Genomic DNA, 14,986 nt, shown 5'->3' with positions numbered 1-14,986 from the left:
ATGGATGGGTGGGAATTCAAATATGACGACGTCAGTGGAGACCGGCACCGACGCCGACAGTAATAACGGGCCGGGCTCCCTGAGCCTGGGCACCGCGGCCGCACGGAATCTGGCGACCACGACAAAGTCCGTACCCCAGATGCAGGGCATCTCCTCGCGGTGGCTGCTGCGTCTCCTGTCGTGGGTCCATGTCCCCGGAGGTACGTACCGGGTCAACCGTCGGCTGACACACACACTGGGCGACGGCCGGGTGGAGTTCGTCTCCACCGGCGCGGAAGTGCGGGTCATCCCCGCGGAGCTGGGCGAGCTGCCGCTGCTGCGCGGTTTCTCGGACCCGGCGGTGCTGGAGGAGCTGGCGGGCCGCTTCACGCAGCGCGAGTTCCGGCCCGGCGAGGTGCTGGTGGAGGCCGGGCAGCCGGCCGATCAGGTCGTGCTGATCGCCCACGGCAAGGTCCACAAGGAGCGCGAGGGCGAGTACGGCGACCCGGCCGTGCTCGGCGTGCTGGCCGACGGCGGGTATTTCGGCGACCGGGCGCTCGCGGCGCCCGAGGCGAGCGAGTGGGACTTCACGGTCAAGGCCGTCACCGCCTGTACGGTGCTGACGCTGCCCCGCCAGGAGTTCGAGTCGCTCCTGGAGCGCTCGGAGGAACTGCGCTCCCATGTGGCGGCGTTCCGCACCACCACGGGCCGCCCGCAGAACGAGCACGGGGAAGCGGCCATCGACGTCGCCTCCGGCCACTCCGGCGAGCCGGCCCTGCCCGGCGTCTTCGCCGACTACGAACTGGCGCCGCGCGAGTTCGGGCTGAGTGTGGCGCAGACGGTGCTGCGGGTGCACACCCGCGTCGCCGACCTCTACAACGAGCCGATGAACCAGGTCGAGCAGCAGCTCAGGCTGACCATCGAGGCGCTCCGCGAGCGCCAGGAACACGACATGGTCAACAACCGCGAGTTCGGCCTGCTCCACAACGCCGACCTCAAGCAGCGCATCCACACCCGCTCGGGCCCGCCCACCCCGGACGACCTCGACGAGCTGCTGGCCACCGTGTGGAAGGACCCCGGCTTCCTGCTGGCCCATCCCCGCGCGATCGCGGCGATCGCCCGCGAGTTCAACAGCCGGGGCATCTACCCCGACCCCGTGCAGGTCGGCGGCCACTCCGTGCCCGCCTGGCGCGGCGTGCCCATCTTCCCCTGCAACAAGATCCCGGTCACCGACAACGGCGTCAGTTCCATTCTGGCGATGCGGACCGGAGAGGACGCGCAGGGAGTGGTCGGCCTGCACCGTACGGGAATTCCCGACGAGTACCGGCCGGGCCTTTCCGTGCGGTTCATGGGAATCAGCGAGCAGGCCATCATCTCCTATCTCGTGAGCGCCTACTACTCCGCGGCCGTCCTGGTCCCCGACGCGCTGGGAATTCTCGAGAACGTCGAAGTCGGGCACTGACCCGCGAGGCGCCGCGCGCCCTCGCCCGAAAGGCTCCGAAAAGCACCGCGCATTCCGCGCCGGAGAACGCAACAGCCGGACAACGCAACAGATGGGTGATGACCAGCTATGACCACGTCAGTGGAGCCCGATCACGCCGAGCAGGCCGGCGAGTCCCAGCTGAGCCTGGGCACAGCCGCGGCACGGCAGCTCGCCACCACGACGAAGTCCGTACCGCAGATGCAGGGGATCTCCTCCCGCTGGCTGCTGCGGGTGCTGCCGTGGGTGCAGGTGTCCGCGGGCACGTACCGGGTGAACAGGCGACTGACCTACACCGTCGGTGACGGCCGGGTCGAGTTCATCTCGACCGGCACGGAGGTGCGGGTCATCCCGCCGGAGCTGGGCGAGCTGCCGCTCCTGCGGGGTTTCGAGGACGGCGCCGCGCTGGAGGCGCTGGCGGAGGGCTTCGTCCAGCGCGAGTACGCGGCGGGCGACACACTCGTCGAGGTGGGCGCCCCGGCCGATCACATCTTCCTGATCGCCCACGGCAAGCTCAACCGCACCGGCCCCGGCAAGTACGGCGACGAGACCGTGCTCGGCGTGCTGGCCGACGGCGACTACTTCGGCGAGACCGTGCCCCTGGAGCCGGACGCCACCTGGCCGTTCACGGTGCGGGCCGTCACGCGCTGCACCGTGCTGGCGCTCCCCCTCCAGGCGTTCCAGGAGCTCGCCGACCGCTCCGAGGCGCTGCGCGAGCACGTCGCGGGCTTCGCCTCGCGGACCCACCCGCCGCTGAACCGGCGTGGTGAGGCCGACATCACGGTGACCTCCGGGCACACGGGCGAGCCGGCGATCCCGGGCACGTTCGTGGACTACGAGCCGGCGCCGCGCGAGTACGAACTGAGCGTCGCCCAGACGGTGCTGCGGGTGCACACCCGCGTCGCCGACCTCTACAACGAGCCGATGAGCCAGCTGGAGCAGCAGCTCCGGCTGACCGTCGAGGCGCTCCGCGAGCGCCAGGAACACGAGATCGTCAACAACCGCGAGTTCGGCCTGCTCCACAACGCCGACCTCAAGCAGCGCATCCACACCCGGACGGGCCCGCCCACCCCGGACGACCTCGACGAGCTGCTGGCCCGGCGCCGCAAGACGCAGTATCTGCTCGCCCACCCGCGCACCATCGCGGCGTTCGGCCGGGAGTGCACGAGCCGGGGCCTCTACCCACAGGCCGTCGACGTCCTGGGCACGGCGGTGCGGTCCTGGCGCGGGGTGCCGCTGCTTCCCTGCAACAAGATCCCGGTGACCGAGTCGGGGACGAGCTCGATCCTCGCCATGCGGACGGGCGAGGAGAACCAGGGCGTGGTGGGTCTGCACCAGACCGGCATCCCGGACGAGTACCAGCCGAGCCTCAATGTGCGCTTCATGGGCATCAGCGAGCAGGCGGTCTCGTCCTACCTGGTGAGCGCCTATTACTCCGCGGCCATCCTCGTGCCGGACGCGCTCGGCGTCCTGGAGGACGTCGAGATCGGGCGCGGGTAGCGAGCGGTAGCGACACGCGTGCCCCGATGTCCGTGGATCCCTCCCGTCGGCGCGGCCGGCCGGGGGGATCCGCGGCGTCAGGGCCTTACGCCGCCGACGATGCGCGTGGTGGCGGAGATCCCGTCGTAGATGGTCGGGGCGACGCTCGTGCTCGCTAGGAAGAATCCGAGCAGGACGCAGACCAAGGCGTGGGACGCCTTCAGTCCGTTGCGGAGGAACACCACCGCCAGGATCAGCAGCAGTAGGACCACGGAGATCGAGACAGCCATGGCGAACCTTCCAGACGGCACCTTCCGGGCGGCGCGGTTGTCGCCAGTCTGTCCCATTGCGGACCGTTATCCGCGAAGGCCGCCGTACTCCATTCGGGTATGAATTCACTGGTTCGGCTGTTTTCCCTTACTTTCGTATCTCTCGATAGCTCCTGAAGCGGGAACGCCGCTCTACGCTCACGGGCGTGGCGAGATTCGTGGACGCGGTCAAGCGCTTGGTCGTAGGCAGGGCACTTCCCAGCGAGGGCCTTCAGGAGACGCTGCTGCCGAAGCGGCTGGCGCTGCCCATCTTCGCGTCCGACCCGCTCTCCTCCGTCGCCTACGCCACGCAGGAGATCCTGCTGGTGCTCACTCTCGGCGGCCTCGCCTATCTCCACTTCACCACCTGGGTGGGCCTGGCGGTCGTGGCGCTGATGGCCGTCGTGGTGCTGTCCTACCGGCAGGTCGTCCACGCCTATCCGTCCGGCGGCGGCTCGTACGAGGTGGTGTCGACCAACCTGGGCGCGTCGGCAGGGCTGGTGGTGGCCGCGTCGCTGCTGGTCGACTACGTGATGACGGTGGCGGTCTCGGTCGCCTCCGGCGTGGACAACATCATTTCCGCCTTCCCCTCCTGGAACGAGCACCGCACGGCCCTCGCGGTGGGCTTCGTGATGCTGCTGGCGACGGTGAACCTGCGTGGCCTGCGCGAGTCCGGCCGGGCCTTCGCGGCCCCCACCTACCTCTTCATCACCGGCATCGTCGTGCTCTGCGCGACCGGGCTGATCCGCTGGCTCGCCGGTGACGCCCCGGTGGCCGAGTCCGCCCGCTACGGCATCACCCCGGACCCGGGTGACACCGACCTGGCGGGCCTGGCACTCCTGCTGCTCGTACTCCGGGCGTTCTCCAGCGGCTGTACGGCGCTGACCGGTGTGGAGGCCATCTCCAACGGCGTGCCCGCCTTCCGCAAGCCCAAGTCCCGCAACGCCGCGACGACGATGACCGCGATGGGGCTGATCGCGGTGCTGATGTTCTCCGGGATCACCGCGCTCGCCCTGATCGCCGATGTGCGGATCGCCGCCGACACCTGCCGGCTGACCGGCTTCGACGGTGACTGCCGGACCGCGCCGCAGCTCACCGTCATCGCCCAGCTCGCCGCCGCGGTCTTCGGCGGCACGGACGGCTTCGGATTCTTCTACATCCAGGCGGCCACCGCCCTCGTGCTGATCCTGGCCGCGAACACCGCGTTCAACGGCTTCCCGCTGCTGGCGTCCATCCTGGCCCAGCACCGCTATCTGCCGCACCAGCTGCACACGCGGGGCGACCGGCTCGCCTTCTCCAACGGCATCCTGGCCCTCGCCCTGGTCGCAGCCGCCCTGCTGTGGGCCTACGACGCGTCGGTCACCAGCCTCATCCACCTCTACATCCTCGGTGTCTTCACCTCTTTCACGCTCTCCCAGACGGGCATGGTCCGGCACTGGAACGGCGAGCTGCGGGAGGGGCCCGCCCCGGCGGTGCGCCGGCGGATCCACACGGCGCGGACGATCAACGCGGTGGGGGCCGTGGTCACCGGCCTGGTCCTGGTCATCGTGCTGCTGACGAAGTTCACCCAGGGCGCCTATCTCGCGGTGATCGCCGCGGTGCTGCTGTGGCTGATGATGCGCGGTATCCGGCGCCACTACGACAACACCGACGCCGAACTCGCCGTCACCGACGCCGCCGAGGCGGGCGCCCTGCCGTCGCGGGTGCGCGCCGTCGTGCTCGTATCCAAGATCCACAGGCCGACGCTGCGGGCGCTCGCCTATGCGCGGGCCACCCGGCCCGACGCGCTGGAGGCCCTCAACGTGGCGGTCGACGCCGAGGAGGCCCGGGCCCTGCGGGAGCGGTGGGACGCGTACGGGATCGAGGTGCCGCTCAAGACCCTGGAGTCCCCCTACCGCGAGGTCACCCGCCCGGTGGTGGGGTACGTGCGTGCGATCAACCGCGAGAGCCCGCGCGACATCATGAGCGTTTTCGTCCCCGAGTACGTCGTGGGGCACTGGTGGGAGAACCTCCTGCACAACCAGTCGGCGCTGTGGCTCAAGGGACGGTTGCTGTTCGTCCCCGGTGTGATGGTCATCAGTGTGCCGTGGCAGCTCAGTTCCTCCGTCCGCCGGCGCCACCGGACCGTGGCCCGGGCCCCCGGCTCCGTACGCCGTGGGGTGCCCGCGGCGGTGCCGCACCTCGCCCCGCCGGCCCCTGCCGGGCCGGACACCCCGGACGGAGGGAGGTGACGTCACCGGTGCGCGGTGCTCGGCGGGCATGCCGGGCGCGGCGTGCCTAGGCTGGCGGAATGAGCCGCACAGCCCCGGACGCGCAGCACGCCACGGGCCCGCCCGCCGCGGCGGAGCGGGCGCGGGACCGCCGGGAGGGCCCCGAGGGCCGGGGATCCGCCTGGCGCCGGCTGCTGCACCGGGTGCCCAACGGCTTCGCGATCTTCTTCGGTCTGCTGGGCCTGTTCTGCGCGGTCACGTCCCTGATCACACCGCTGCGGCGCGCGGTCCGGCCGCTGACCGACGCGCTGGACACGCTGACCGTCCCCACGGCCCCGAACCTCGCCTACGCGGTCTTCCTGCTGCTCCTCGCGGCGGCGATGGCGGCCCGCAAGCGGGTCACGCTCTGGTTCGTCCTGGGCTATCTGACCCTGCTGCTGGTGGCCGACGTACTGCTGCTGGCCGTGGGCTACTGGGACACGATCCCCTCGCTGGTGCTCTGCGTCGCCGCGATGACGCTGCTGATCCTCGCCCGGCGGGAGTTCTACGCGGCGTCGCGGCGCGGCGCGTTCCTGCGGGCGCTGCTGGTGCTGGCGGCCGGTCTCGGCGCCGCCGTGCTGCTGGGCTGGGGGCTGGTGTCGCTGTTCCCCGGCTCGCTGGAGCCCGGCGGCGGCAACCGGCTGCTGTTCGTCGCCAACAAGGTGTGCGGCGGTCTGGTCAGCGGGCGGCACTTCGACGGGCACCCGCCGCACTGGCTGTACTTCCTGCTCGGTCTGTTCGGCGCGCTGGCGCTGCTCAACGCCGCCATGACGCTCTTCCGCTCGCAGCGTCTGGAGGCGGCGCTGCACGACGACGAGGAACCGCGCATCCGCGCCCTCCTCGGCCGCTACGGCAGCCAGGACTCGCTGGGCTACTTCGCGACCCGCCGCGACAAGGCCGTGGTGTTCTCCCCCAGCGGGAAGGCCGCCGTCACCTACCGCGTCGAGGCCGGGGTCGCCCTGGCCTCCGGTGACCCGCTGGGCGACCCGGAGGCGTGGACGCCGGCGATCGACGCGTGGCTGGAGCTCGCGGGCCGTTACGGCTGGCAGCCCGCGGTGATGGGGGCCAGCGAGGCCGGGGCCAAGGCGTACGCGCGCTCGGGGCTGGGCGCGCTGCAACTGGGCGACGAGGCGATCCTCCAGGTCGCGGCGTTCGACCTCGACGGCCGGGAGATGCGGGTGACCCGGCAGGCCGTCAACCGGGTGGAGCGTACGGGCGCGACCACCCGGATCCGGCGCCATTCGGCGCTCTCGGACGAGGAGATGGGCGAGGTCATCCACCGCGCCGACGCGTGGCGGGACACCGAGACCGAGCGCGGCTTCTCGATGGCGCTGGGCCGGCTGGGCGACCCGGCGGACGGCGACTGCCTGCTGGTCGAGGCGTTCGACAGCGAGGGCAGGATGATCGCGCTGCTGTCGTTCGTCCCCTGGGGGCGCGACGGGGTGTCGCTGGACGTGATGCGCCGGGACCGCGCCGCCCCCAACGGCGTCATGGAGTTCATGGTCGCCCAGCTGTGCGCGCAGGCGGGCCGGTTCGGCGTCAAGCGGGTCTCGCTGAACTTCGCGGTCTTCCGCTCCGCGTTCGAGGAGGGCGCCCGGATCGGTGCCGGGCCGGTGCTGCGGCTGTGGCGCCGTCTGCTGCTGTTCTTCTCCAAGTGGTGGCAGCTGGAGGCGCTCTACCGGTCGAACGTCAAGTACAACCCCGAGTGGCACCCGCGGTTCCTGTGCTACGCGGACACGGGAGCCCTGGCCCGGATCGGTCTGGCGGCGGGCATCGCGGAGGGGTTCGTCTCCGTGCCGAGCCTGGGCACGTTGTGGCGCCGGGGCCGGCGGCCCCGGGGCGTGGTCTCTCCCGCCTCGACCGCGGGCCTGCCGTCGCTGTCCGAGCTCGGTCTCGCCGACGCCGGGGAGGCCGCGGAGCGGGACGAGCTCGCGGGCCTGCCGGAGCAGGTGCGGGTGCGGCGGAACAAGCTGGAGCGGCTGCGGGCCGCGGGGGTCGACCCGTATCCGGTGGACGCCCGCCGCACGCACTCGCTGGCCTCCGTGCGGGCCGCGCACCCGGGCCTGCCGCCGTCGGCGCGTACGGGCGAGCGGGTGACGGTGGCCGGGCGGGTGCTGCTGGTGCGCAACCACGGCGGGGTGGCCTTCGCGGTGCTGCGCGACTGGTCGGGCGACCTCCAGCTGACGTTCACCCGCGACGACTCGGGGGCGGGGTGCCTGCGGGCCTTCGCCGCCCACGTCGACCTCGGTGACCACATCGAGGCCGAGGGCGAGGTGGGCACCACGGACCACGGCGAGCCGACCGTCTTCGTGACCCGTAGCCGGATGATCGCCAAGTGCCTGCGCCCGCTCCCGGACAAACGCCGGGGGCTCGCGGACCCCGAGGCGCGGGTGCGGATGCGCTATGTGGACCTGGCGGTCTCGCCGGAGGCCCGGCAGACCGTGCGGGCCCGGAGCGCGGCCGTGCAGGCCCTCCGGCAGGGGCTGCTCGACCGGGGCTATCTGGAGGTCGAGACGCCCATGCTCCAGCAGATCCACGGCGGCGCGAACGCCCGGCCCTTCACCACCCACATCAACGCGTACGACCTCGATCTGTATCTGCGGATCGCGCCCGAGCTGTATCTGAAACGGCTGTGCGTGGGCGGCATGGAAAAGGTCTTCGAAATGGGCCGCACCTTTCGCAACGAGGGCGTCTCGTACAAGCACAATCCCGAATTCACGATGCTGGAGGCGTATCAGGCGTTCGCGGACTACGACGTGATGCTCGACCTCACCCGTGAGCTGATCCAGGGGGCGGCCGTCGCGGCCCACGGCTCGGCGGTGGCACTGCGGACGGACGCCGGGGGCAGGCGGGTCGAGCACGACATCTCGGGGACGTGGCCGGTGAAGACCGTCTACGGGGCGCTCTCGGAAGCGCTCGGCGAGGAGGTCGGCGCGGACACGTCCGTGGCGGCACTGCGGCGGCACTGCGACGCCGCCGGGGTGCCGCACAGGCCGGAGCACGGGCGTGGGGACATCGTGCTGGAGATGTACGAGCGGCTGGTCGAGGAGCGGACGGAGCTGCCGGTCTTCTACAAGGACTTCCCGACCGACGTCTCGCCGCTGACCCGACCGCACCGCGCGGATCCGCGGCTGGCCGAGCGCTGGGACCTCGTGGCCTTCGGCACGGAGCTGGGGACCGCGTATTCGGAGCTCATCGATCCGGTGGAGCAGCGGCGACGGCTGACGGCGCAGTCGCTGCTGGCGGCGGGCGGCGACCCGGAGGCGATGGAGCTGGACGAGGACTTCCTGCGGGCGCTGGAGTACGCGATGCCGCCGACGGGCGGGCTCGGGGTGGGAGTGGACCGGCTGGTCATGTTCCTGACAGGACTGTCGATCCGGGAGACGCTTCCATTCCCGCTGGTACGCAGGCGCTGACCACACACTAAAAGACTTCCTTTGAGGAAGAAATAGAATTCATTATTTGCCTTATAGATCGCCCGTTGTTAATTTGACAGCTCAGTCCTTTCCGACCGAGCTGGTGGTGTTTTCCATGGCGGCACAGCGTGCGGCGACCCCTTGGCTTCCCATGACCGCGACGGCGGTGCTGTGGGGATCCGCGTTCACCGCGATCCAGGTCGCGCTGCCGGACTACTCCCCCGCCGCGATCGCCCTGCTGCGGATCACCGTCACCGTGGTGCTGCTCCTGCCGTTCCTGGCGCTGGGGAAGATCGGCCGGCTGCGGCGTGCCGACGCCCTGCGCATGGCGGCGTTCGGGCTCACCGGCATGACGGCCTACCAGGTGCTGCTCTGCGCGGGCGAGGAGAGTGTCGACGCGGGCACCGCGGCGATGCTGATCGCCGCCTCACCGGTCTTCACCACCGTCCTGGGCATGGCCTTCCTCGGCGACCGGCCCGGCCGGCGCGGCCTGGCCGGGCTGGGCGTCGCCCTCTCCGGCGCGCTGCTGGTCGCGGTCACGACCGGCGGCGGCAGCGGCTCCCTCATGGGCGCGCTCACGGTCCTCGCCGCCGCCGCGACCCAGGCCACGTCGTTCGCGCTCCAGAAGCCGCTGCTGAAGAAGTACTCCGGCGCCGAATGCGTCTTCTACGGCAGCCTCTTCGGCCTGCTGCCCCTGCTGGCCGTGGCGCCCGACGCCGTCGGACAGGTGGCGGCGGCGGACGGCCACCGCACCGCGGCGGTCCTCTGGCTGGGCCTCGGCTGTACCGCGGCGGCCTTCTGGACCTGGTCGCGCACCCTGCGCGCGACCACCGCCTCCACCGCCTCGCTCGTGCTGTACGCGGTGCCGGTCGCCGCGCTCGCGCTGGACGCGGCCCTGCTCGGGAACGTCCCCGCGCCGAGCGCCGTCGGCGGCGGCCTGCTCGTCCTGGCCGGTGTCGCGGTCGCGACGGTGCGCCGCGCGGCCGCCCCGCGGTCGGTGACCGTGGCCTCCGGGCCGGGCACCCGCGAGCCCGAGCGGGAGCCGGCCGGAGCCGGCGCCCGCTCCTGAAGGCACCGCGCCTGAAGGCACCGCGCCTGAAGGCACCGGTCCTGAAGACACCGCTTCGGGAAGCCCCACTCCGCAAAGCACCACCTCCGAAAGCACCGCTCCGGCCGGCACCCGCTGCCGGAGCCGCCCGCTCCCGGAGCCGTACGTGACGGGCGGCGTCAGTCCTGCGGGCCCGGCAGGTCCACCAGCCGGGCCAGGGTCGCACGGTGCCGCCCCGGGGTGCCGAGCGCGAGCTCGGCGCTCTTGGCGCGCTTGAGGTAGAGGTGTGCCGGGTGCTCCCAGGTCATACCGATTCCGCCGTGCAGCTGTACGCACTCCTGCGCGGCCCGCACCGCGACCTCGCCGCAGTAGGACTGCGCGACGGCGACGGCGACCGCCCTGTCCACCGAGCCGGTGGCGAGGGCGTCGGCGGCGTTGCGGGCCACGGCGCGCGCGGACGCCACCTCCAGCCACAGGGCCGCCAGCCGGTGTTTGAGCGCCTGGAACGAGCCGACGGGACGGCCGAACTGCCGCCGCTCGCCGGTGTAGCGCACGGTCTCCTCCAGGCACCACTCCGCGACGCCGAGCTGTTCCGAGGCGAGCAGGCCGGCGCCGGTGAGCAGCGCGGCGTCGACGGCGGCGCGGGCGCGGCCCGGTCCGGCGAGCAGGCTGCCGGGGGCCTCGGCGAGGGTGACGCGGGCGACCGGCCGGGTGAGGTCCAGCGAGGTGACCGGGGTGATCCGGACGCCTTCCGCTTCGGTGTCCACGGCGTACAGCCCGGTGTCGGCCGGCACGAGCAGGAGGTCCGACCCGGCCGCGCCCGCGACGGCGGTGACCTCACCGCTGAGCAGCGGCCGACGTCCGGCCGCCCGTACGGTCTCCGTCGGCCGGGCGCCCGGCCAGGTCGTGAGCGGCACGGCGAGGGCACCCACCCGGCGGCCCTCGGCGAGCGCGGCGAGCGGCGCGGCCACCGCGTCCTCGGCGGTGTCGCAGCCGAGCAGGGCGGTGACGGCCAGGACGGCGCCGGTGAGGTAGGGCACGGGGGCGACGGAGCGGCCCAGCTCCTCCAGGACGACGGCCGCCTCGCGGGCGGTCGCGCCCTGTCCCCCGAGCTTGTCGGGCACGAGGAGCCCCGCCGTTCCCATGCCGGAGGCCAGGGACCGCCACAGCTCCGCGTCGTACGGCCGGCCGTTCTCGGCCTCGGCGAGCACGGTGGCGGGGGCGCCCCGGTGGGTGAGCAGGGAGCGGACGGCCGCGCGCAGGTCCTCCTCGGCCTCGGAGTAGAGCAGGTCCGGCGCGGTGGCGGAAGACGCGGCTGAGGGCGGCGGGGTCATCGGGGCAGGTCCTTCCACGGGAGGTCCTTGTCGGTGCGGGGCTCGGGCGGCAGGCCCAGTACGCGCTCGGCGACGATGTTGAGCAGCACTTCCGAGGTGCCGCCCTCGATGGAGTTGCCCTTGGCCCGCAGATAGCGGTAACCGGCGTCACGGCCCGTGAAGTCGACGACCTCGGGCCGGGTCATGGTCCAGTCGCCGTACGCCAGGCCGTCCTCGGCCAGCAGCTCGACCTCCAGACCGCTGAGTTCCTGGTTGAGGCGGGCGAAGGAGAGCTTCAGGCCCGAGCCCTCCGGCCCGGGGCGGCCGCGCCGCAGCTGCTGGCGCAGCCGCTCGCCGGTGAGCCGGGCGGCCTCCGCCTGCACCCACAGGCCCAGCAGCCGCTGGTGGAGGTCGTGGGTGCGCAGCTCGGGGCGGGCGCGCCAGGTGTCGGTGACGAGCCCGAGCATGCCCGTCTCCCTGGTCTCGCCGGGCGCTCCGGACGCGCCGCTCCCGCCGATGGCGACGCGCTCGTTCATGAGGGTGGTCCGCGCGACCCGCCAGCCTTCGCCGACGGCGCCGAGGCGGTGGGCGTCGGGGACGCGCACGCCGGTCAGGAACACCTCGTTGAACTCGGCCTCGCCGGTGATCTGGCGCAGCGGCCGCACCTCGACGCCCGGGTCGGTCATGTCGCAGACGAAGTAGGTCAGGCCGGCGTGCTTGGGCACCGTGGGGTCCGTACGGGCGAGGAGGATCGCCCAGCGGGCGAGGTGCGCGCTGGAGGTCCACACCTTCTGGCCGTCGACCCGCCAGCCGTCACCGTCGCGCACCGCCCTGGTGGCGAGGGCGGCCAGGTCGGAGCCGGCGCCCGGCTCGCTGAAGAGCTGGCACCACACCTCCTCGCCGGTCCACAACGGGCGCAGGAAGCGCCGCTTCTGTTCGTCGGTGCCGTACTGGAGGAGGGTGGGCGCGGCCATGCCGAGGCCGATGCCGATGCGGCGGGGGTCGTTCCCGGGGGCACCGGCCGCGGCCAGGCCTTCGTCGACGACGGTCTGGAGGGCGCGCGGCGCCCCCAGCCCGCCGAGGCCCTCGGGGAAGTGGATCCAGGCGAGCCCGGCGTCGAAGCGGGCCCGCAGGAAGTCGAGGCGCGGTGTGGTGGCGGGGTCGTGGGCGGCGAGCAGCGCGGCGGTACGGGCGCGCAGCCCGGCGGCGTCGACGGCCTCCGGGCCGGCGGACCCGGCCTCGGGGCCGGGGTGGGTGGGGCTCATCAGGGCGCCTCCTCGGCGGGGACGACGACGATCCGGCCGGTCGTGGTGCCGTCGGCGACGCGCTGGACGGCGTCGGCGGCGGCCTCCAGCGGCACCCGCTCGCTGACGAGGGGGCGGACCGCGCCCCGGTCGGCGAGGTGCGTCAGCTCGTCGTGGCAGGCGCGGACGGCGGCCGGGTCCTTGGTCTGGTAAAGGCCCCAGTGCAGGCCCAGGATCGTGTAGTTCTTCACCAGGGCGTGGTTGAGGGCGGCTTGCGGAACGGTGCCGCTGGCGAAGCCGACGACCACGATACGGCCCTCGAAGGCGACGCACTTGGTGGACCACACGAACGCGTCGCCGCCGACCGGGTCGTAGACGACGTCCGCGCCGCGGCCGCCGGTCGCCTCCTTCACCGCCGCGACGACGTCGTCGGCGTGGCGGTCCAGCACCAGGTCGCAGCCCAGTTCGCGGGCGGTGCGCGCCTTTTCGGGGCCGCCGGCGACGCCGATGACGGTGGCCCCGGCGGCCTTGCCGAGCTGGACGGCCGCGCTGCCGACGCCGCCGGCCGCCGCGTGGACGAGAAGGGTCTCGCCCGCGCGCAGCCGGGCGCGGCGGTGCAGGCCGAACCAGCCGGTCTGATAACCGATGTGGAGGGCCGCGGCCTCGGCGTCGTCCAGGGACCCGGGGACGGGCAGGGCGCTCCGGGCGTCGACGACCGTACGCTCGGCGAAACCGCCCGCCGGGAGGGCCGGTCGCGCGAGGATCCGGGCACCGACCGCGGCCTTGACGCCCTCGCCGCCCGCGAGGACCTCGGCGCAGAGCTCGACCCCCGGGGTGAACGGCAGGGGCGGGCTGATCTGGTACCGGCCCCTGCACAGCAGCGCGTCGGGGAAGTTGACGTTCGCGGCCCGGACGCGGACGAGGAGTTGGCCGGGGCCGGGCACGGGTTCCGGGGCGTCCTCCAGGCGCATCACCGTGCGGGGTTCGCCTGTCCGGTGCACTCGCCATGCCTTCATGGGGCCTCCGTGGTGGGGTGTGCCGCGAGCGGACGCGTCGCATACTAAGCGGTCGGTAAGGGCTGGGAACAGGGGTACCCGCTCGCCGGAGGGGCTCGTTCCCGCTCCCTGGCGTCCGGTGGGCGGCCAGGAGCGGCGGCCCGGACGGCGGCCGGGCCGCCGCTCAGGCGGGCGCCCGGCCCGTCGACTCGCGGCGCGCCAAGTGCGGGGTCGGCGCCTGGACCCGCCTCGGCGGGGCGCCGTCCAGGAGGGCCGTCAGGAGCTCCGCCGCCTGCCTGCCGAACGCGACGGTGTCGCGGGTGAGCGAGGTCAGCGCCGGGTGGGTGCTGCGGCAGAGGACCGAATCGTCCCAGGCGACGATCGAAAGCCGGTCCGGTACGGGCACGCCGCGCTCCGCCGCCACGGCCAGCCCCGCCACGGCCATCACGTCGTTGTCGTAGACGAGCGCGGTGGGCGGCCGTTCCCCGGTCAGCAGGCGGCGGGTGGCTTCGGCACCTTGTGCGTCGGAGTAGTCCGTGGTCACGGAGGTGACGTCGGGCAGACCGCGCCGGGCGGCCTCGGCACGCAGGCAGGCCATACGGCGCCGGGTGTGCGCGAGTTCGGGGAGGCCGGCGATGTGGGTGATGCGGTGGTGGCCGAGCTCGTGGAGGTGGCCGACGATGGAGGTCATCGCCCCGGTGTCGTCGGCCCAGAGGTTGGAGATCACGCCGTGGGGCGGACCGGGGGCGCCCTCGTCACCGTGCGCGCCGGGGGCGTACGGACCAGCGGGAACCCCGGAGACGCCGGGCACGCCGGGCACGCCGGGACCGGTGAACACACCAGCAGCGTCAGGCACCCCAGGCCCGTCGGAACCGTCGAGGGCGCCGATCACCACCGCGGGCAGGCCGAGCCCGTCCAGCAGTGCCGGGCGGGGGTCGTCGGCACGCGGGTCGACGACGAGGAGGCCGTCCACGCGGCGCTCGGCCCACCAGCGGCGGTGTACGGCGCACTCGGCGTCGACGTCCTCCACCAGCTGGAAGAGCAGGCCCAGCCGGCGCACGGCGAGGGCCTCCTGGACGCCGGAGACGAGCTGGAGGAAGAACGACTCGACACCCAGGGTGCGGGCGGGGCGGGCGAGGACCAGCCCCACGGTGGCCGCGCCCTCCCCGGACAGGGCGCGGGCCGCGGTGCTGGGCTGCCAGCCGAGCTGTTCGGCGACGCGCCGCACCCGTGCGCGGGTGACCTCCGAGACGCCCGGCCGGCCGTTGAGCGCGAAGGACACGGCGCTCTCGGAGACCCCCGCGCGGCGGGCGATGTCCTTCATGGTCGGCCGGCGGGCCGGTGTCCGGCGCATGACTCCCCCTCCGTCCCGCGGGCGCGGCGGGCCGTGCCGAAGCGCTGGAGCGGCGGAGGCCGCGACGGAGGTCACGACGGCGGCCCGCCCACGCCTTCCCGTATGCCAACTCGCCGCAGAC

At 73.2% G+C, this 14,986-nt stretch carries 10 protein-coding genes; 5 read left to right on the top strand and 5 right to left on the bottom strand.

The window, feature by feature from the left end; all coding sequences use genetic code 11:
- The first annotated feature begins 22 nt into the window (after positions 1 to 22).
- On the top strand, positions 23 to 1,441 hold the full coding sequence (locus tag LUZ64_RS07725) for a family 2B encapsulin nanocompartment shell protein (RefSeq protein ID WP_095582422.1): 1,419 nt from the start codon (positions 23 to 25) through the stop codon (positions 1,439 to 1,441).
- Between the two features lie 108 nt (positions 1,442 to 1,549).
- Positions 1,550 to 2,959 carry a family 2B encapsulin nanocompartment shell protein gene (locus LUZ64_RS07720; RefSeq protein ID WP_095582423.1) on the top strand — a complete coding sequence of 470 codons (1,410 nt, stop codon included), beginning with the start codon at positions 1,550 to 1,552 and terminating at the stop codon, positions 2,957 to 2,959.
- A gap of 77 nt (positions 2,960 to 3,036) precedes the next feature.
- Here the strand turns inward: LUZ64_RS07720 and LUZ64_RS07715 are convergent, their stop codons facing one another.
- The gene (locus LUZ64_RS07715) at positions 3,037 to 3,228 is read right to left on the bottom strand and encodes a hypothetical protein (RefSeq protein ID WP_095582424.1); all 192 of its coding nucleotides are present in this window, start codon (positions 3,226 to 3,228) and stop codon (positions 3,037 to 3,039) included.
- A 185-nt stretch (positions 3,229 to 3,413) separates the two neighbouring features.
- Here LUZ64_RS07715 and LUZ64_RS07710 point away from each other — a divergent pair, with 185 nt between their 5' ends.
- The 3 genes from LUZ64_RS07710 to LUZ64_RS07700 all read left to right on the top strand — a co-directional run bounded on the left by LUZ64_RS07710 (position 3,414) and on the right by LUZ64_RS07700 (position 9,980).
- Complete coding sequence (locus LUZ64_RS07710; protein WP_095582425.1) at positions 3,414 to 5,477, top strand: APC family permease; 2,064 nt, start codon at positions 3,414 to 3,416, stop codon at positions 5,475 to 5,477.
- 59 nt (positions 5,478 to 5,536) lie between these two features.
- Positions 5,537 to 8,911, top strand: coding sequence for a bifunctional lysylphosphatidylglycerol synthetase/lysine--tRNA ligase LysX (gene lysX / locus LUZ64_RS07705; protein WP_095582426.1), 3,375 nt, complete (start codon positions 5,537 to 5,539; stop codon positions 8,909 to 8,911).
- Between the two features lie 115 nt (positions 8,912 to 9,026).
- Positions 9,027 to 9,980: a DMT family transporter gene (locus LUZ64_RS07700; protein ID WP_232389723.1), complete on the top strand. Its 954-nt coding sequence runs from the start codon at positions 9,027 to 9,029 to the stop codon at positions 9,978 to 9,980.
- A gap of 158 nt (positions 9,981 to 10,138) precedes the next feature.
- On the opposite strand, the gene LUZ64_RS07695 is transcribed toward LUZ64_RS07700, so the two are convergent.
- The 4 genes from LUZ64_RS07695 to LUZ64_RS07680 form a co-directional block, all read right to left on the bottom strand.
- A complete protein-coding gene (locus LUZ64_RS07695) occupies positions 10,139 to 11,293 on the bottom strand; it encodes an acyl-CoA dehydrogenase family protein (RefSeq protein WP_095582428.1) in 1,155 nt (384 codons plus the stop codon).
- The gene (locus LUZ64_RS07690) at positions 11,290 to 12,537 is read right to left on the bottom strand and encodes an acyl-CoA dehydrogenase family protein (RefSeq protein ID WP_095582429.1); all 1,248 of its coding nucleotides are present in this window, start codon (positions 12,535 to 12,537) and stop codon (positions 11,290 to 11,292) included. Before LUZ64_RS07690 ends, LUZ64_RS07695 begins: the two co-directional genes overlap by 4 nt.
- The gene (locus LUZ64_RS07685) at positions 12,537 to 13,532 is read right to left on the bottom strand and encodes an NADPH:quinone oxidoreductase family protein (RefSeq protein WP_095582430.1); all 996 of its coding nucleotides are present in this window, start codon (positions 13,530 to 13,532) and stop codon (positions 12,537 to 12,539) included. Before LUZ64_RS07685 ends, LUZ64_RS07690 begins: the two co-directional genes overlap by 1 nt.
- Positions 13,533 to 13,695: 163 nt before the next feature.
- The gene (locus LUZ64_RS07680; RefSeq protein WP_095582431.1) at positions 13,696 to 14,865 is read right to left on the bottom strand and encodes a LacI family DNA-binding transcriptional regulator; all 1,170 of its coding nucleotides are present in this window, start codon (positions 14,863 to 14,865) and stop codon (positions 13,696 to 13,698) included.
- Between the last annotated feature and the right edge of the window lie 121 nt (positions 14,866 to 14,986).

Source organism: Streptomyces albireticuli (genome assembly GCF_021228125.1).
GTDB lineage: Bacteria > Actinomycetota > Actinomycetes > Streptomycetales > Streptomycetaceae > Streptomyces > Streptomyces albireticuli.
The sequence above is the reverse complement of the archived record's forward strand: the minus strand, read 5'-3'. Positions and strand labels throughout refer to the sequence as shown.